Genomic DNA, 17,487 nt, shown 5'->3' on the forward strand with positions numbered 1-17,487 from the left:
TCGTGTAGGGCGATTTAGATGAGGAAAAGACTCAATACGTTGTGCCGCTACCGCGCTGGATATTCAAGGCGGTAGCGACACGTCGATTATGGCAAGGTCACACGCACCTGCAGGCCGGAGATTTGTCCCTGGGCGTTATGGCAGTTCGACAGCGCGACCTGCATCTGATGCTTCTGCGCTACGCTGCGCACAATCGACAGACCCAAACCGCTGCCTTGCGCCTGTACATCTGGCGACCGGGTGAAGCGATCAAAGGCGCGTTCGATAAAGGACTCCGGCATGCCCGGCCCGTTATCGACGATATCCACCACGGTGTGATTGCCCACGCGATGCAGCAGCACATCCACCAGGCTGCCTTCCGGCGTGTGCAGCATCGCGTTGCCGATGAGGTTATCAAACAGGCTACGCAAATCGGAACGGCTGGCGTGCAGGCGATAGTGCGTGGTGCCATTAAAACCGATATCAATGCCGCGTTTATCGGCGACCACCATCAACTGCTCGATGCTCTCTTTCAGCAAATCATCGAGCTGGATGGTTTCCACCGTGGCCACCACTGACTGATCTTCCTGGCGCGAGATATTCAGCAACTGCGTCACCAGATGGCGCGTCCGCGTGACGCCGGCTTCCAGCTGATCAAACTGGCGACTGGCTTCACCAGGCTGAATATGCTGGCGCAGATTTTCCAGCTGCAAGGTGACGGCGGTAACCGGCGTGCGCAGTTCATGTGCCGCATCTTCAAGGAACTGTCGCTGCGATGACCAGGCTGCCCGTAGCTTATCGAGCAGAGAGTTATAAGCAGCCACCAGCGGTAGCACTTCATCTGGTAAGCCATCCGGCGATACCGAGTGCGGATGCAATGTTTCTTGTGCGGCAATCTGTCGCGAAGCAACGCGCAAATCTCGCGTGATGGCACGTACTACCAGCCAGATCACCAGCAGTGACAGCGGCATCATCAGCATTAAAGGAATGATGGCGGACAGCACCCGCTTCACCATCAAACTTTTCATGTAGCCGATGTTGTGTAAAACCTGAATATTACCGATTTCACTGCCCAGTTCGCCGGGGCGGGTATACACGCGCCAGTCACAGTCATCGCCACAGTCGCCAACTTTTAAATCGGACCAGCCTTTTTTTGCCTGCAGCGGCGCCTGTAAAGCAGGCCATGAGCTGGCGCGCAGATGATTGTTGGTGTCCCACAGCTGAACGATGTAGGTGCTCTTCAGCTTCTCTTGCTGCATCACCATAGGCATCAGCGCGGGCATGCGCTGGCTGGAGGACCAGGCATCAGCGATCTTGGCGAGCTGATCGTCCTTCATGGTGCCCATCATGTCGCCGTAGCAGTGGTAGAAATACCAGGTGACGCCGCCGATCATCGCCAGGTGCAGCAGCACCAGCGTGGCGAGCAGTTTGTTACGCAGGGAGCGCATAAAAGTGAAAGGTTTCATATTGCCGGTACTCGCCAGCCCAAACCGCGCACGTTGCGAATCACTTCGTTATCGAGCTTGCGGCGCATGCCGTGGATCAGCACATCAACGGCGTTGCTGGTGACTTCTTCACCCCAGCCGTAAATGCGGTTCTCTAATTGTTCGCGTGACAGGATGGCACCTGGTCGCTCCAGCAGAGCGTAGAGCAGGGCATATTCGCGTGCAGTCAGCTGTTCGCGTTGGCCTTTGTACAGCACTTCGCGCGTCATCATATCCAGCTGCACATCGCCACTGCCTAACAGGGAATCCGCCGCTCCGTGACGACGTCGGGTGATTGCACGCATGCGCGCCAGTACCTCTTGCAGATCAAAGGGTTTAAGCAAATAGTCATCGGCGCCGCTGTCGAGTCCCTGAATGCGTTGTTGCACTGTGTCACGCGCAGTCAGCACCAGCACGGGCGTCATATCGCCACGCGTACGCGCACGCTTCAACACATGGATACCGTCTTCCCGCGGTAAACCGAGATCGAGCAGCACGCAGGTATAACCGCCTTCGGCCCAGGCGTTGGTGGCAAATACGCCATCGCGCACCCAGTCCACCGACCAGCCCGCCGCTTCCAGCGCCTGCTGCAAGTTGGCGCCAATCATTTCATCATCTTCTACCAGCAGCACACGCATAGAGTTCTCCCAAACTGATGGACGCAGTGTAGCGCCAGATAATTAGGCCAGAATTACCCTCCGTCATACTTCCCGCTGCAGAGGCGTGAGCTGCGAGCGTTCACCCCCTCACTGACTTATGCAAGCCTCTGAGGATTCACGCTCTTGCTGCCTTTCTGCCGCTGGACTTATTCAGGCGGAGCACCCACTTTCCCCCTTGCTAATTCTGCGCTAATTTTCTGCTAATTAAGGGATAAATTTAGCGCGCTACAGTGACTGCACTGGACATATTGTCGAAGCAGGAGGTTCCCATGAATCAGCGCGAATTTATCCGTAGTTTGCTGGACTGGATTGAAGACAACTTAGGGCACGATTTGCATCTGGATGAAGTAGCACGCCGCTCGGGATACTCCCGCTGGCATCTGCAACGTCTGTTCCGTCAGCACACCGGTTTTTCTCTGGCAGAGTACATCCGTCAGCGCCGGTTGACTGAGTCCGCGCTCACGCTGATCAACAGCGATGAAGCGATTCTGCAGGTGGCGATGAGCTACGGGTTTGATACGCAGCAGGCGTATACCCGCACCTTTAAGAACTACTTCAGCGTCACGCCGGGTCAATTGCGTCGTCAGCGCCGCGTTGAACAGGAACGTTTGTTGTTCCCGCTGGCGGTGGCCAGTTGATTGATGACGCTGATAGTGATCTGCAAAGTAGACGTAGCGGCGCAATTTATTGCGCAGTAAATCGCGAAGGCGTTACACGATAAATTACGCCGCTCCGCAATGTGCGCTGATTAAATTCGGTGCTTATTGCTGCTTTTACTTTTAAGCTGCTGTTCTCCGTTTGTTACCCACCAGAGAACATGGACAACAGCGACAATCTCACCGCCATGATGCTGTTTGCGCGCGTCGTTGAGCGGCAAAGTTTCAGTGAAGCCGCGCGAACCTTAGGCGTCTCTAAATCCCATGTCAGTCGCGAAATCGCGCGGCTGGAAGTGCGACTCGGCATCAAACTGCTGCAGCGCACCACGCGGAAAGTGGCGTTGACCGAGCTGGGTCAGGCTTACTATCCGTTTTGTACCCGCATGCTGGAAGAGATGCACCGCGCCGATGCGTTTGTGCAGCAGGTTCATCAACTGCCCGCGGGTAATGTGCGCTTACAGGCGCCAATCACCTATGGCTGCCAGTGCGTCGTCCCCACTCTGAATGACTTTATCCGCCATCATATTCATATCAATGTCGATCTCGACCTCACCACTAGCGACGATCCGCAGCCCAGCGCGGATGTGGCGATAGTGATTCGTGCGCGCGCGCCGGAAGTCGCTAATTATCGCGAACTGAGCACCATCGAGTGGGGACTCTATGCCACGCCGGATTATCTGGCAGCGCATCCCGCTATCGACCATCCAGAGCGCCTGACGCGTCACGATTTATTGCTGTTCCACGGTCCCGCGCATACGGCCGCACTGCCGTTTCGTCGCGATAAACAGCGGCTGGCGCTGGATGTGCATAGCCGTTTCCGCGCCAATAACAGCATGGCGCTGCTGAATGCGGCGCTGGCCGGCACCGGCATCGCTTATTTACCAGCGTATATGACGCAAGAGGCGCTGGGGCGCGGCGAGATCCAACAGGTGTTGCCCGAGTGGCAAATGGACCGTTTACACAGTTATCTGCTGCTCAAAGAGCTGCCGCAACCCTCATCCCCCGTGACGTTGCTGTGTGATGCGTTAATCAATGCCTTGAGCGGCAGTTAATTGTTGTTGCCTGACAACAATATTACGCTGGTTGGCAAATATCTCTCTCTCCCTGTTTTATGTCGTGCTCCGCTGTTAGCCTGCTAAAAAAGCAAAAACAGGGAATGACTATGTCGCAATCATCAACAGTGTTAGCGCCTGAGCAGCAACACTGGAAACGTAATTTGTTTGTCTGCGTGCTGGGTTCGTTCAGCACCATTGTGGCGATGACGTTGCTGCTGCCCTTTCTGCCGCTGTATGTGCAGCAGCTTGGCGTGCAGGAACCTGCCGCGATTGCACGCTGGTCGGGGGCTGCGTATGGTGCCACTTTCCTCAGCGCCGCGTTAACCGCGCCGTTGTGGGGAAAACTGGCGGATCGCTATGGCCGCAAACTGATGTTGATTCGTGCCAGCCTCGGAATGGCGATTGCCATGTCGCTGATTGGCATGGCGACGGCGCCGTGGCAACTGGTTGCCTTGCGTTTGCTGGCGGGATTATTGGGGGGCTACGCATCGGGTTCAACCATCATGGTCGCGGCGCAAACGCCAAAAGAGCAGACGGGTTGGGCGCTGGGTGTGTTGTCTTCCGGCATTATGGCGGGTAACGTGGTGGGGCCACTGCTGGGCGGGGTGTTGCCACCGCTGATTGGTATTCGCCATACCTTCTGGCTGACCGGCGCCGTGATTTTCCTCGCCTTCCTTGCCACCACCTTTTTATTAAAAGAAGCACCGCGTCAGCCGGGTAAAAAAACGGTGCAAACTCACGATGAGAGTGAGAAGCCGGTCAATCTGCCACTGGTGCGACTGATGTGGCTGTCCGGCATGCTGCTGATTTTTGCCAATATGTCGATTGAACCGATTATCACGCTGTATATCGGTCAGTTCGTGCAGGGCGATCATGCGATTACGGTGACGGCGGGCGTGGTGATGGCGGCGGCTGCACTGGGCAGTATTCTCTCTGCGCCGCGTTTGGGGCGCCTGGCGGATAGAATAGGGCATGGCCGCGTGCTGGTGTATGGCCTGGTGGCCTGTGCTGTGCTGCTAATACCTCAAGCATTTATCACCGAAGCCTGGCAGTTAGTGGTGCTGCGTTTCCTGATGGGCATGGCGCTGGGCGGTTTGATGCCGTGTGTAACGGCGCTGATTCGCCACAATGTGCCGCAAGGGCAGGTGGGGAAAATGTTGGGGTATTCGACCTCGGCCCAGTATGTCGGTCAGGTCTCAGGTCCGTTATTTGGCGGATTTGTTGGCGGTGCTTTCGGCATGCGGCCAGTGTTTCTGGCGACTTGTGTGATCATGGCGCTGTGCGCGCTGTTAAATGCGCGGGTGTTAAAGAAGCCGTAACGGCGACAGGTATGGCGCTTCGAACAACCTTTAGCTTCTTCATAATGACGCGATACGCCAGAGCGCAGGCAGTGAGACAATAAAAAAGGCGGGCTTCGCAGCCCGCCTTTGTCACATCAAACCAGAAACTTATTTAGCATCTGGCAGTGCGTAGGCAATGACGTAATCGCCCAGCTTAGTACCAAACGAACCGTGACCACCCGCAGCAATGACAACGTACTGCTTGCCATCCACTTCGTAGGTCATCGGTGTTGCCTGGCCACCGGCTGGCAGACGTGCCTGCCACAGCATTTCCCCGGTGTTGGTGTCGAACGCGCGCAGATAGTTATCAGCAGTCGCACCAATGAAGAACACGTTACCGGCCGTGGTAATTGGGCCGCCCAGCATTGGCATACCCATTTTGAACGGAACCGGAACCGGCGCGCTGTCGCGAACGGTACCGATACGTTTTTTCCACACGGTTTCGTTGGTTTTCAGGTCAACCGCTGAGACATAGCCCCAGGCCGGTTGTTTACATGGCAGACCCAACGGAGACAGGAACGGATTCAGCTCGACGCCGTACGGTACACCGTACTGTGGCTGAATACCGGTTTCAGTACCTGAACCGCCTTTGTCATCGGCTGGTGGCTCGATCGGGTTGCCCGGACCGCGTGGCACCAGTTTAGAGACAAACGGCAGCGCCATTGGGTTAGCAATCGCGATCTGGCGATGTGGATCTACCGCGATACCGCCCCACTCGAACATACCGAGGTTACCTGGGAACACCAGCGTACCTTGCTCAGACGGCGGCGTGAACGGACCTTCGTAGCGCAGACGCTTGAAGATCACGCGGCACACCAGTTGGTCGAACATGGTCGCGCCCCACATGTCCTTGTCCGTCAGATTGTTCTTCGGACGGAAGGTCAGTTCGGAGTACGGCTGAGTAGGAGAAACGTGGTCACCTTTCGCGGCGCCCTGTGGCACTGGAGTTTCCGGTGCGGGGACAACTGGCTTACCGGTACGACGATCCAGGACAAAGATGTTACCGGTTTTGGCCGGGGCATAAATCACCGGAACGGTGTTGCCATCTTTGTCAGTGATATCGGCCAGCGTCGGTTGTGACGGCAGGTCCATATCCCACAAATCGTGATGCACGGTCTGATACGACCACACCAGCTTGCCGGTGGTGGCATTCAGTGCCAGTACGCTGCTCGCGAAACGTTCCTGGTCAGGCGTACGGTTACCACCCCAGATGTCTGGTGTCGTCACGCCCATTGGCAGGAATACGGTATCCAGTTTTGGATCGTATACTGCCGGTGCCCAGGAGTTCGGCGAGTTCATGGTGAAGGTATGTTCATCATCTGGAATCGCGTTGGGATCTTTCGCGCCCGGATCAAACACCCACAGCAGTTTACCGGTGTTCACATCAAAGCCACGAATAGCGCCTGACGGTTCACGGGTAGAGTAGTTATCAGTGACCGCACCGGCAATCACGATAGTGGTATCCGTGATGATCGGTGGTGAAGTCGGCTCATACTGGCCTGGGGTCAGTACCGGCTGTTTGTGCTGCAGATCCAGCTCACCGTTGTTACCAAACGCGGCACAACGTTCACCGGTTTCGGCATCCAGCGCGAACAGACGACCGTCGTTCACTGGCAGATAAATGCGACGTGAACACAGCGCAGGCTGGGTGTTAGACGCATCCGCTGCTGCTGGCATTTCATGGTAAGAGACACCACGACAGGTCACATGCTGGAAGGTTGGATTCGGTTTTAAGCCCGGATCAAATTTCCACTTCTGCTTACCGGTTTTTGCATCCAGCGCAAACAGAATCTGGTGCGGTGAGCAGAGATACAAGGTGTCGCGGATTTTAATCGGCGTCACTTCGTCGGTGATTTCACCTGGGTCGTTCGGGGTTTTCAGATCGCCCGTCTGGAACTGCCAGGCTACCTGCAACTCTTTCACATTACCGGTGTTGATTTGCTTCAGTGGAGAGAAGCGCGTGCCTTGCTGGTCACGCGCGTACGCAGGCCAGTCAGCATCCTTGATGTTGCTCAGCGGCTGCGCTTGCGGGGCATTATCTGCCGCCGCTGGGATTTCACCGTTCAGCTCCTGCGGATCGTGGAACACTGCCCACGCCAGCACCAGCACGCTGGCAATCAGCGCAACGGCCATCAGACCCAGCGCGCCTTTACCTGCATGATTCAGACCGCGATACACAAACGGCAGAATCAGCCAGATGCCGAAGATCACCAGCACATCGGTACGTGGTGCCAGCGCCCAGAAGTCGAAACCAACTTCCCAAACGCCCCACACCAGCGTTGCCAACAGCAACAGTGCATACAGCATGATCGCTGCACCGCTACGGCGCCACAGCAGGATAGCGGTGATCAACATAATCACACCGCCAATAACGTAGTACCAGGAACCACCAATTGCGGCTAGCCATACACCGCCTACCAGCATAAATGCGCCTGTGAGCAGTGCGAACAGCACCGTCAAAAAGCGAATCACGCCAAAAGATGAGGAAGCTTTCCCCATAATATTAACCTCTTTCTTTGCCATAAACTTAAAAGGAAACAACGCATTAGGTTGTTTCCCGACATAGAGTACGAAGTGACTTAAAATGTTCGATCGCAGCGCTTCCGTTACGCCAGATGATCCCTTTGCGTTAAATTTTATCTTAAAAACGTTAACGGGTTTGATTTTTTTAGTGCTTTGCGCTTGTGGAATGGTAGTAGTGCGACATTTTATGAGGATATTCTAACGTTATGCCCGAAGAGATCGGGACATAACGGCAAGAGGCGGCATTTCGTGTAAGCGTTTACACTTCAAACAGGGTGTTGCTGGTGCGTTGTTCCTGACAGCCAGAAAGTTGCAGGTCTTCATAGACAGACAACGGCAGAGTTAATTGCGGAGTGCGTAATATCACCTCTGCTTCTCTTTCCCGGCAGGATCCGAGCAAAAAGGGAAAGCTGAACTTGAGATAATTATCATTGAAGAAATCATCGTTCAGGACAATTCCACTGAAGGGAAAAGAGGCAATATTCTTCCAGCACGTTCCTGGCGGAGCCAAATCATAAAGCCAGAATGCGTGATGCTGTACGGCTTCTCGCAATGCCGCTTCATGCTTAACTAAACTGGCATAATTGATAGCAAGGGAGACATTTTCCATTTGCAGGCTGGGATAATTTTCTGGCGCCTTTAAAAAGCACGCAAGACTATTTCCCACTAAAGGGATAATTATTCGTTCGGGCGCATCGGGCAACTGATTGTGCAGTGAAATTATGTTGCTTCCGTTAAGTAATACTGTGCTTTCCTGTTCACAATGCATAAAGGGTGCTGAATAACACACGCCCATCAGTGCCCCGTCGAGGCGACGGATACGCTCAGTAACATAAGGATTGTATGAACTGTTTTCCATTTATCTCTATGAATAAATTAATTAACTGGAACGTCTTAATTATTATAAGGACGGCAAGGTTGCTGTGATCTTTACGCTTCCAATATAGATCGAAATGTTTGTTAAGGTCACCTTTTTTAGCTGTCTCTGATAGAGAGATATGGCGGCTAAAAGATGTATTTAATATTGAGTTATTGGAATTTCTGGAATGATTCAGATATTTTCAGGTGAAAACAATCAGCCTGCTAATATTCAGAACTCTATGCTTAGTTAAATTTTAGATAAGCAACTGTTTTTAAAGCGCACGGCTAGCCATTGCTTGCCAGCGTCAGATGTCGCACTCTGTGGCCGCAAAATGATAATGAGAGTCGGTAAACGGCTTTTCACCAGGCTGGTGCAATGATGCTGGCCGGAAGATGATTTAGGATGGGATAAAATATGGCTTCACCGTTATCCGTAGCAGAAGACTCTCTGTTGCGGCACAGGTCGTTTGTCGCCTTCTGGCTGGCGCGCACCTGTTCATCGTTTGGTTTCCAGATGTTCTCCGTGGCGGTTAGCTGGCAAATCTACGCCCTTACGCACAGCGCGATGGCGTTGGGGATGATTGGCCTGATGCAGTTCCTGCCTTCGGTATTACTGGCTCTGCCGGCCGGCCATCTTGCCGACCAGTTTGATCGCCGCCGCATTGTGCTGGTCGGGCAATTGATTGAATGGCTAGCTCTGCTTGGCCTGGTGGCACTGACGCTGATGCACTGGGCGGATAAAATTGAAATTTGGGGACTGGTGTTTCTGATCTCCGTGGCCAAAGCGCTGGAGTGGCCGTCGATCACGTCGATGCTCCCTGCGCTGGTGCCTCCACCGATTCTCGCGCGTGCCATGGCGGCGAGTTCAGTGGGCGGCCAGGCTGCAGTGATCGTCGGCCCAACCTTAGGTGGCCTGCTGTATGTGGCCGGTCCCGAGGTGGTTTACGGCGTCTCCGCCCTGTTTTATCTCTTCTCTCTGGTGTTGGTCAGCCGCCTTCGTTATGAACGTCCACCCCAAACGCGGATGCCGATGAATCTCACCACCATGTTTGCGGGCGTGCGTTTTATTCGTGAGCGCAAAGATGTGTTGGGTGTGATCTCTCTCGATCTGTTCGCCGTGTTACTGGGAGGTGCCACCGCGCTGTTGCCGATCTTCGCGCAGGATATTCTGCATACCGGCCCCTGGGGATTGGGCATGCTGCGCGGTGCACCTTCTGTAGGGGCGCTCATTGTTGGCGTGTGGCTCAGCCGTCACAAGCTGGAAAAACACGTCGGCATGATTATGTTTGGTTCGGTGGCGGGCTTTGGGGTCGCCACGCTGGTGTTCGCGCTCTCCACGCAATTATGGCTCTCTCTGCTGGCGCTGGCCGCGCTGGGTGGGTTCGACATGGTGAGCATGGTGATTCGCGGCGCGCTGGTGCAACTGGATACGCCGGATGACATGCGCGGTCGCGTGAATGCGGTCAACGCCATCTTTATTAACACCTCAAATCAGCTGGGCGAGTTTGAGTCAGGCTTGCTGGCGGCGTGGATGGGGGCGGTGCCTGCCGCAGCACTTGGCGGGATCGGCACGCTGGTGGTGGTAGCGGTCTGGATGACTATTTTCCCGCATCTGCGCAAACGGCAGAAGCTGGAGAATGAAAACGCAGGTTAAGTGCCAACAAAAACCGGCTCGCGGGCCGGTTAATGATGTCACCACTCTGCACTGCCATGAAAAGCCCCGCGCAAAGGGGGATCTGCGCGGGGAGGTTGACCTTATACGGTCGCGGTTTTCCCCAGGCTGGCGTCAAATTGTTTCCAGCTGTCTGTCATATCCACCACGGTTTTCGATTTTCGTGCTTCATCGATTTTGATCGCGGTCAGACCCGCTTCCAGTGCATCCACCACGGATACTTTCAGTGGCGTTCCCTGTTTAATGTGTTTGACGATCTCTTCAGCCATCAACGCATCGGCACCATAGTGACCGTCATAAGCATTGCCGCTGTAGGTGGTATCGACTTCACGCTCGCCGGTACGGGCGTTGTGTACGCGGAAGTAGTTACGCACAAAGTCGCCCTCGGCCATGCCGTCGGTGCCCATCACGCAGAAACGACGAAATTCATCCGGCACGTTGAGGTTGGCGTGGAAGGCGAGGGTTGCGCCATTGGCGTATTCGATCAGCGCCGTCTGGTAATCGACGATATCGGCGTCGCCGTCAAACACCGCATCCGTGCTCGACCAGCCGCTGGGCTTCACGTGATACACCTCAGATTGCGGTGTGACAGCGCCGGTGGGTGCATGCTGCGGGGTGAAGTTCTTACGTCCACCAAAACTGGCTACGCGTACCGGGCGCTCACCGACCAATCCCTGATAGAGGTCGATGTCGTGGCAGCATTTTTCCAGAATATAAGGACCGGCGTATTTTTCCAGACGTCGCCAGTCGCGCTGGAAGAAGGCGCCGTGATAAGGCTTGATGTGTTCAGTGGCTTCGATTGAGGTGATTTCACCGAGACGATTTTCATCGCGTGCGTTCAATAGATCGTGATACAGCGGTGAGTAACGCAGCACCAGGCCGACCAGAATGCGCTCATGGCCATATTGTTGTACCAGTTGCGCCATCGCCATCGTCTGCTCTTCATTGATCACCACCGGTTTCTCGGTAAACACGGTGTAACCGGCGGCCAGCCCCTGACGGATATGCTCGAGGTGCATAAAGTTGGGTGACCCCACCAGCAACAGATCGAAACCACCGTGCTGGAGCAGCGCATCCACGCTGTCGAACGCCTTCCCGGCATCAATACCGAAGGTGTGAAGATTTGGCAAGCCAGCGGGAGCCGGATCGACGTAACCCACCACGGAGAACTCTGCGTCAGCTTTGTTGAACTCTTTCACCACATGGGAAAGACGAAAGCCCAGACCAATAATGCCCACTTTCATGTTGTACCCCTGAAGCCCGTTGCTTGTTAGCTGCCCGACCCATCAGGCTGCTGATAATCTGACCATTAACTTATTACGGCAGAAAAACTAATGTCAATCCGTAACGCCGATCTCAAATTGGTACTTTTTGTTATCTTTATGTTTTATATGAATATTAATTAACTATACGGAATGCGTATTTATTTGTGATTGCGATTTAAGTTTTTTTCCCCTATCTTTCGCACATCTATAAGCATCATGCCGTTCGTGGCAGGCAGGAGGAAGCGCGTGCAATCACTTTTGCTGGGTATTGATGGCGGTGGTACACACTGTCGCGGGCGCCTGACGGACCACGCTGGCCACGTGCTGGCGGAAGCAACGGGCGGGCCCGCCAATGTCTGGTCGCAGTATGATGCCGCCATCAACGCCATTGAATCGGTCATCGACACGCTCTTTCAACAAGCGGGGCTGGCTGCTGATGCGCGTGACCGCACCCTGCTGGTGGCGGGTTTGGCGGGGGCCAATGTGGCATCGGTGCATTCACGGCTGCAAAGCTGGCAGCCTCGTTGTCAGGCGCGTTATCTGTTTACCGATGTCGAGATCGCCTGCGCGGGTGCGCACGATGGTGCACCAGGCGCGGTGCTGATTGTCGGGACGGGCAGCCAGGGCGCAGCCTGGGACGGCGCGCAGTTTACCCTGCTGGGTGGCTGGGGTTTTGCCCTGTCGGATGCCGGTTCAGGCGCCATCCTTGGACGCCGTGCACGGCGCTTAGCGTTGCTGGCGCACGAAGCTATCGTGCCTGCTTCAGCGCTGACTGAACGTATTATGGCGTTGCATCAACACAGCCCGGAACAGATGTTACTCTGGTCACAGCAGGCAACACCCGCCGAGTGGGGCAGCGTGGTACCTGAAGTCTTTGCCGCTGCACAGCAGGGCGATCCCCATGGCATTGCGCTGGTGCAGCAGGCCGCTGCCGATATCGTGCAGATGGTGCAACCCTTGCTGGCACGCAGTCACGGCAAACTGGCCCTGATGGGGGGGCTTGCGGTGCCGATTCAGCCCTGGTTACCGGCCGAGATTGCTGCACAGCTTGTGCCGCCGCAGGGAGATGCCTTAAGCGGCGCACTGCGCCTTGCCAGCCAGTTCAGCCAGCAACCGGCTTAGCCTCTTCTAACTTAAAAAAGAGATCCATGAGCGCTCCCAACGTAACTGCACGCATTTTGCGGCTGATTGTCGAAAATGCGCCAATCAGCCAGTCTGACCTCAAAGTCCGTAGCGGCCTGAGTATGTCCACGGTTTCGCAGGCCACCAACCGCTTGCTCTCCGGCGGTATTGTGCAGGAGCTGGGGTTGCGTCGTGTATCAATGGGACGACCGAAAACCCTGCTCGGCCTCAACCCGGATCACGCCAGTGTGGTGGGCATTCAGCTTAACGCCGAACGTAATTTGATCGTCTTAACCGATCTCAGCGGCAACATTATTGGCGAACAGCAGATCCCTTCAGGCGCGATGACCCCCAAGCAACTGGGTGATGCGCTGGCGAAGTTTTTGCGTGGTGTGGAAGGAAAGAAAGTCGGTGCCATTGGGCTTGCACTCTCGGGGCTGGTGGATGCCAGCAACGGCGTTTGCGTCTTGTCACGCGCGCTGGGCTGGAACAACGTGCCGATTGCACGCCTGCTGGAAGAACGTTTTTCACTGCCGGTCTTTATCGAAAATGATGCCAATGCCTTAGCCATGGCCGCGCTGGTATTTGGTCAATTGGGCCATGCGCAGTCAGCAGTGATCGCCACCTTTGGCAAAGGGATTGGGGCCGGAATCTTGCTGGATCGCCAGCTCTATCGCGGCCGCCATGGCAAAGCCGGTGAGATTGGTGTGTCATTGCTCGGTGATGGCTCCGAACGTTTGCTGGAAGATGTCGCCTCGTCACAGGCGATTTTGCAGCGTGTGGCAGTTTCACTGAAAGAGGCGCTGCCGCAGACGTTACGCGATCTGGATAGCCAGCCCACACCTGAAGTGCTTAGCGCGCTGGCGGAGGCCGGGCAGCATCTGGGCATGTCGCTGGCGAATCTGTCGGTGGCTTACGATCCTGACGTGGTGTATCTGGCGATGGAGCCGCAGATGGCCTCGCGCATCCTGCTCGACCACATTACGCAGAGCTTCCAGACCTATCGCCTGAAGATCACGCCGCAGATGACGCCGCTGCAGTTCCTCACTGAGTCGAATCGGATGTGGGCACAGGGTGCGGCAGGTTTTGCGGTGAATAAGCTGTTGGATTTACTGGCGGCGCAGGCTGATGAAGAGACGGTGTCTTAAAGCAGCAATAGCTGTAGTGGCGCGATCTGCATCGACGTTGTTCACTCGTTATAAGGAGAGCGCCGTAGCATAACTACGGCGCTTGCTTCGTTCAGGCGCTTAACGCAGGCGCAATCCCTGCTCATCAAACAACATTCCGCGCTCAGCATTGATCTGATAGCTGACGCGGTCGCCAATCTCATGTTCTGCCGCGTTACGCTCCTCAATCACCAGTAACTTCTCCTCACCGATATCCAGGTAAAGATAGTTGGTATGCCCCAGCATCTCGCTGAATGACAAATCAGCGCTAAAGCTCAGCGTATCGGTTTCCTGCTGCGCCGGTGAGAAATGTTCGGGGCGAATCCCCAGCGTGACTTTTTGTCCTTCATGGCAGGCTGCGTCGATCTTCATGGTCAGCGTTTGAATGCCCAATGCGGGCACGCGCAACTGCACGGCACCTGGCGCGATCGTAGCGATTTCCGCCTGCAGGAAGTTCATCTTCGGTGAACCGATAAACCCGGCGACAAACAGATTGTCGGGATCGTGATACAGCGCCATCGGTGCACCTACCTGCTCAATTTTGCCCTGACGAAGTACCACGATGCGATCGGCCAGCGTCATCGCTTCCAGCTGGTCGTGCGTGACATAAATCATGGTGTTGCCCAGTGAGGCGTGCAGGCGAGCGATCTCAATGCGCATCTGTAGCCGCAGCTCAGCATCCAGATTGGAGAGAGGTTCATCAAACAGGAAAATACGTGGATGGCGGATGATGGCGCGACCAATGGCCACACGCTGACGCTGGCCGCCGGAGAGCGCACGTGGCAGGCGATCCAGCAGTTCCGTCAGATGCAGACGCGCCGCCGTCTGGTTAATCGCTTTCTCAATTTCCGCTTTGGATTTCTTCATCACTTCCAGCGGGTAAGCCAGATTGCCGCGCACCGTCATATTCGGATAGAGCGCATAGGACTGAAACACCATGGCAATGCCACGCTCGGTGGCGGGCTGGTGCGTCATGTCTGCGCCTTCAATCAACAGCTTGCCGTCGCTGATCTCCTCCAGCCCGGCAATCATGCGCAGCAAGGTCGATTTACCGCAGCCGGAAGGGCCGACAAACACCACGAACTCGCCGCTGTTAATGGTGAGATCGATACCGTGAATCACATTCACATGGTCGTAGGACTTTTTAACGCTTTGCAGATGCAGGCTGGTCATGGTGATGCCTCAATCAGAGTAGTTTGCCCATGTAGATGGCGTTGCTGCGCATAATGGGCGTGAAACCGAGACGTTGATAAAAGCCGCACACCTTCTCGTTTTGCAGGCTTACGCCCAGATAAACACCCGGTACGCCAGCGGCGCGTAGGTCCTGCAGCAGTTGCTCAATCAGTTTTCGTCCCCAGCCGCCTTGCTGGGCTGGCGGCAGCAGATTGATATGCAGATGTGCAGGCCATTGCGCTACCAGTTGTTCTGCAGCGGCATCTGGCTGGAGGATGGCGTCCAGCACTTTGCTGTCGAGGGGGGCTCGCGGCGTGTAGTCGCGATATTGTTGTTGCAGTGGCGGCCACCACTGCGCATCCAGTTCTGCTTCGAAGGCGCGTGTATCCGGTGCTGCCACCGCATAACCCATCACTTCACCCTCTATTTCAAGGGTATAAGCAAAGTCAGGCGCAAAGCGCGCGTAGGGAATGACAAAGCGCAGGCCGGGCAGTGCCGGGTCGGAATAGAGCGCGGTGGCATCAGTGCCCGCATTGGCCGTTTCTAAGCAGATGCGCGACAGGGCCGGAAAATCGCTCTCGCTGGCGCGGCGAATAACACCTTTAGCCGTCATGGTGGTGCCTCTGTGGTCATGAGATGAACAGATTTTACGGTAAATAAAGCTGACTTAGTTTTCAAGGTGTAATAATTGCGCTACCGCACAACATCGAGGTAAATCCTGAGGGCGGACGGTGGCGTGAACGGCCACGTGAAGCGGCGCAGAGCCTGTGGTGCCTGTGTTCTGGGATGATTTTGCCGCAAAGGCCTCTCACCTCTCTCAATAAGTATAGAATTTTCATATGGTCTGTCAGTGGGTTAATGCGGCTGAATGGCGTAAGTGATTTGTGCTGTCGGCAGAGGCATGTCTTCTTATGGTGTGCGCTTCAGCGGCTGTCTTGCAGAATTCTCTACTGCATAGTCCACTTTTCTTCTCACAGTTTGCACTGTATCACAGAGCAAAAATTCCGCAGTGAGGGTGTTTGACTTTCTTTTGTTCATAAAGTAAGTATGAATTAACGTCGTTATTACTGCTGCTGAATCAACCTGCCAGGACATGCAGGTGTCGCGATGAAGGGATGCCAGTCATCTGTTGGAGAAACCGAGCATGATGTGTGATTCAACCAAACGTCCGTCCCGTATGAAAAGCTCACTGCGCAGTGTGTCGCGTCTGGTTTCAGCCGGGATTTTGCTCGGTGCGACCCTGGCGACGGCACAAGCGGTCACGCTGAACGAATGGGATATTTATAACTATCCGCAGCAAACCGAAGCCGTGGATGAAGCGGTTAAAGCGTTCCAGCAGAAGAATCCGGGCATTACCATCCAGCGCTCGGTGCACTCTTTTGAAGACACACGCATTCCACTGAAGCTGGCGCTGACTGCCGGTGATGGCCCGCAAATCGCGCAGGTCAATCAGGGCGGTGGCGATATGGGTTCGCTGGTGAAAGACAAACTGCTGTGGCCGCTGGACGATTATGCCAAAACTTACGGCTGGACCACGCGCTTCCCGGATTCGATCCTCAAGCGTAACCGCTGGTCTGATAAGCAAGACTTTGGTAGCGGCAAACTGTATGGCGTGGCGAGTCTCGGTGAAATGGTGGGTCTGTATTACAACAAGGCGCTGCTGGACAAAGCGGGTGTTGCGATACCGAAAACCCTGCCTGAACTGGAAGCGGCAATGGAGAAACTGAAAGCCGCGGGTACGCCGCCGATGATGCTCGGCCTGCTGGATGGCAATATGGGCCAGCAGTTGCTGAGTACGGTATGGGAAGCACAGATTGAGAGTAAAGATCGCAAAGCCCTCGACGATCTGATTTACGACGTCGGCGGCACCTTCAAAGACGACAAGCTGGTGAAAGCGGCGAGCATGATGAAAAGCTGGAAAGACAAAGGCTACTTCTTCCCTGGCTTCGAAGGCATTGGCCATGATGATGCGGCCACGCTGTTCCAGAATGGTCAGGCCGCGTTCCTGGTGAGCGGCACCTGGTATCTCGGTCAGTTCAAAGACAATAAAGATGTGCACTTTGCAGCGATGCCGATGGGTGAGGGGGTACAGCATGCGCTAATGGTGGGCGGTACCGATCTGGCGTTCTCGATCACCAACACCGCGAAAACCAAAGAGCAGCAGGATGCGGCGGCCAAATTTATCGACTACATCGTTTCCGATGAGATGGCTAACCGCTGGTTGAAAGTGGGCTTCCTGCCGGCGGGTACCAGCAAGAATGCACAAATCCCTGCGGATAACCCGTTGCTGGCGGAGACGTATCAGGTATGGGTGACCCTCAACGAGCATGATGGCCTCGGCCATTATCTGGACTGGGCCACGCCGACCATGAATGCTGAGCTGAATCAGAACGTGCAGCTGTTACTGGCCGGAAGACAGACGCCGGAGCAGATGGTCACCAATTTCGACAACAACTATCAACGTTACCTGAAAACCCTGAAGCACTGATGACGTCCGGCCCGACAGCAATGCCGGGCCGTGAATTAGCCTGC

The 17,487-nt window shown here is 55.2% G+C and carries 14 protein-coding genes; 7 read left to right on the forward strand and 7 right to left on the reverse strand.

Annotation, left to right across the window (positions count from 1 at the left end; translation table 11 throughout):
* Window positions 1-86 precede the first annotated feature (86 nt).
* Together RT340_RS00610 and RT340_RS00615 are read right to left on the reverse strand one after the other, a co-directional pair.
* On the reverse strand, window positions 87-1,445 hold the full coding sequence (locus RT340_RS00610; protein ID WP_097118982.1) for a sensor histidine kinase: 1,359 nt from the start codon (window positions 1,443-1,445) through the stop codon (window positions 87-89).
* Window positions 1,442-2,101 (reverse strand): response regulator, encoded by a 660-nt coding sequence (locus tag RT340_RS00615; RefSeq protein WP_034826805.1) that lies wholly within the window; start codon window positions 2,099-2,101, stop codon window positions 1,442-1,444. The genes RT340_RS00610 and RT340_RS00615 overlap by 4 nt, the downstream gene beginning before the upstream one ends.
* A 290-nt stretch (window positions 2,102-2,391) precedes the next feature.
* Here RT340_RS00615 and RT340_RS00620 point away from each other — a divergent pair, with 290 nt between their 5' ends.
* The 3 genes from RT340_RS00620 (at window position 2,392) to RT340_RS00630 (ending at window position 5,152) form a co-directional block, all read left to right on the forward strand.
* Window positions 2,392-2,760, forward strand: a complete 369-nt coding sequence (locus RT340_RS00620; protein ID WP_034826803.1) for a helix-turn-helix domain-containing protein — start codon at window positions 2,392-2,394, stop codon at window positions 2,758-2,760.
* A gap of 179 nt (window positions 2,761-2,939) precedes the next feature.
* Entirely contained in the window at window positions 2,940-3,830 is an 891-nt protein-coding gene (locus RT340_RS00625; RefSeq protein ID WP_211729090.1) for a LysR family transcriptional regulator, read from the forward strand.
* A 110-nt stretch (window positions 3,831-3,940) separates the two neighbouring features.
* The gene (locus tag RT340_RS00630) at window positions 3,941-5,152 is read left to right on the forward strand and encodes an MFS transporter (RefSeq protein WP_097118984.1); all 1,212 of its coding nucleotides are present in this window, start codon (window positions 3,941-3,943) and stop codon (window positions 5,150-5,152) included.
* A 129-nt stretch (window positions 5,153-5,281) separates the two neighbouring features.
* On the opposite strand, the gene RT340_RS00635 is transcribed toward RT340_RS00630, so the two are convergent.
* Window positions 5,282-7,672, reverse strand: coding sequence for a glucose/quinate/shikimate family membrane-bound PQQ-dependent dehydrogenase (locus RT340_RS00635; protein ID WP_038649714.1), 2,391 nt, complete (start codon window positions 7,670-7,672; stop codon window positions 5,282-5,284).
* Between the two features lie 283 nt (window positions 7,673-7,955).
* Complete coding sequence (locus RT340_RS00640) at window positions 7,956-8,555, reverse strand: hypothetical protein (protein WP_211729091.1); 600 nt, start codon at window positions 8,553-8,555, stop codon at window positions 7,956-7,958.
* A gap of 417 nt (window positions 8,556-8,972) precedes the next feature.
* Here RT340_RS00640 and RT340_RS00645 point away from each other — a divergent pair, with 417 nt between their 5' ends.
* Complete coding sequence (locus RT340_RS00645; protein WP_313373452.1) at window positions 8,973-10,211, forward strand: MFS transporter; 1,239 nt, start codon at window positions 8,973-8,975, stop codon at window positions 10,209-10,211.
* Between the two features lie 101 nt (window positions 10,212-10,312).
* On the opposite strand, the gene RT340_RS00650 is transcribed toward RT340_RS00645, so the two are convergent.
* Window positions 10,313-11,473, reverse strand: coding sequence for a Gfo/Idh/MocA family protein (locus RT340_RS00650; protein ID WP_160834344.1), 1,161 nt, complete (start codon window positions 11,471-11,473; stop codon window positions 10,313-10,315).
* Window positions 11,474-11,740: 267 nt separating this feature from the next.
* On the opposite strand from RT340_RS00650, the gene RT340_RS00655 reads away from it, so the two are divergent.
* Both RT340_RS00655 and RT340_RS00660 read left to right on the forward strand, forming a co-directional pair.
* Window positions 11,741-12,616: a BadF/BadG/BcrA/BcrD ATPase family protein gene (locus RT340_RS00655; RefSeq protein ID WP_176505788.1), complete on the forward strand. Its 876-nt coding sequence runs from the start codon at window positions 11,741-11,743 to the stop codon at window positions 12,614-12,616.
* Between the two features lie 26 nt (window positions 12,617-12,642).
* Entirely contained in the window at window positions 12,643-13,764 is a 1,122-nt protein-coding gene (locus tag RT340_RS00660) for an ROK family transcriptional regulator (RefSeq protein ID WP_058961835.1), read from the forward strand.
* 99 nt (window positions 13,765-13,863) lie between these two features.
* Here RT340_RS00660 and RT340_RS00665 read toward each other — a convergent pair whose 3' ends face one another.
* Window positions 13,864-14,955, reverse strand: a complete 1,092-nt coding sequence (locus tag RT340_RS00665) for an ABC transporter ATP-binding protein (RefSeq protein WP_211729092.1) — start codon at window positions 14,953-14,955, stop codon at window positions 13,864-13,866.
* A 13-nt stretch (window positions 14,956-14,968) separates the two neighbouring features.
* Window positions 14,969-15,568 carry a GNAT family N-acetyltransferase gene (locus tag RT340_RS00670; protein WP_313373457.1) on the reverse strand — a complete coding sequence of 200 codons (600 nt, stop codon included), beginning with the start codon at window positions 15,566-15,568 and terminating at the stop codon, window positions 14,969-14,971.
* Between the two features lie 531 nt (window positions 15,569-16,099).
* On the opposite strand from RT340_RS00670, the gene RT340_RS00675 reads away from it, so the two are divergent.
* Window positions 16,100-17,443: an extracellular solute-binding protein gene (locus RT340_RS00675; RefSeq protein WP_097118990.1), complete on the forward strand. Its 1,344-nt coding sequence runs from the start codon at window positions 16,100-16,102 to the stop codon at window positions 17,441-17,443.
* The last annotated feature ends 44 nt before the right edge of the window (window positions 17,444-17,487 follow it).

Origin of the sequence: Pantoea sp. CTOTU50773 (assembly GCF_032082325.1) — a bacterium.
GTDB lineage: Bacteria > Pseudomonadota > Gammaproteobacteria > Enterobacterales > Enterobacteriaceae > Pantoea > Pantoea communis.

Bases quoted from the DNA above. Each gene is read 5' to 3' on its own strand.
- RT340_RS00610 (WP_097118982.1), bottom strand. From the start codon at position 1,445: ATGAAACCTTTCACTTTTATGCGCTCCCTGCGTAACAAACTGCTCGCC.
- RT340_RS00615 (WP_034826805.1), bottom strand. From the start codon at position 2,101: ATGCGTGTGCTGCTGGTAGAAGATGATGAAATGATTGGCGCCAACTTG.
- RT340_RS00620 (WP_034826803.1), top strand. From the start codon at position 2,392: ATGAATCAGCGCGAATTTATCCGTAGTTTGCTGGACTGGATTGAAGAC.
- RT340_RS00625 (WP_211729090.1), top strand. From the start codon at position 2,940: ATGGACAACAGCGACAATCTCACCGCCATGATGCTGTTTGCGCGCGTC.
- RT340_RS00630 (WP_097118984.1), top strand. From the start codon at position 3,941: ATGTCGCAATCATCAACAGTGTTAGCGCCTGAGCAGCAACACTGGAAA.
- RT340_RS00635 (WP_038649714.1), bottom strand. From the start codon at position 7,672: ATGGGGAAAGCTTCCTCATCTTTTGGCGTGATTCGCTTTTTGACGGTG.
- RT340_RS00640 (WP_211729091.1), bottom strand. From the start codon at position 8,555: ATGGAAAACAGTTCATACAATCCTTATGTTACTGAGCGTATCCGTCGC.
- RT340_RS00645 (WP_313373452.1), top strand. From the start codon at position 8,973: ATGGCTTCACCGTTATCCGTAGCAGAAGACTCTCTGTTGCGGCACAGG.
- RT340_RS00650 (WP_160834344.1), bottom strand. From the start codon at position 11,473: ATGAAAGTGGGCATTATTGGTCTGGGCTTTCGTCTTTCCCATGTGGTG.
- RT340_RS00660 (WP_058961835.1), top strand. From the start codon at position 12,643: ATGAGCGCTCCCAACGTAACTGCACGCATTTTGCGGCTGATTGTCGAA.
- RT340_RS00665 (WP_211729092.1), bottom strand. From the start codon at position 14,955: ATGACCAGCCTGCATCTGCAAAGCGTTAAAAAGTCCTACGACCATGTG.
- RT340_RS00670 (WP_313373457.1), bottom strand. From the start codon at position 15,568: ATGACGGCTAAAGGTGTTATTCGCCGCGCCAGCGAGAGCGATTTTCCG.
- RT340_RS00675 (WP_097118990.1), top strand. From the start codon at position 16,100: ATGATGTGTGATTCAACCAAACGTCCGTCCCGTATGAAAAGCTCACTG.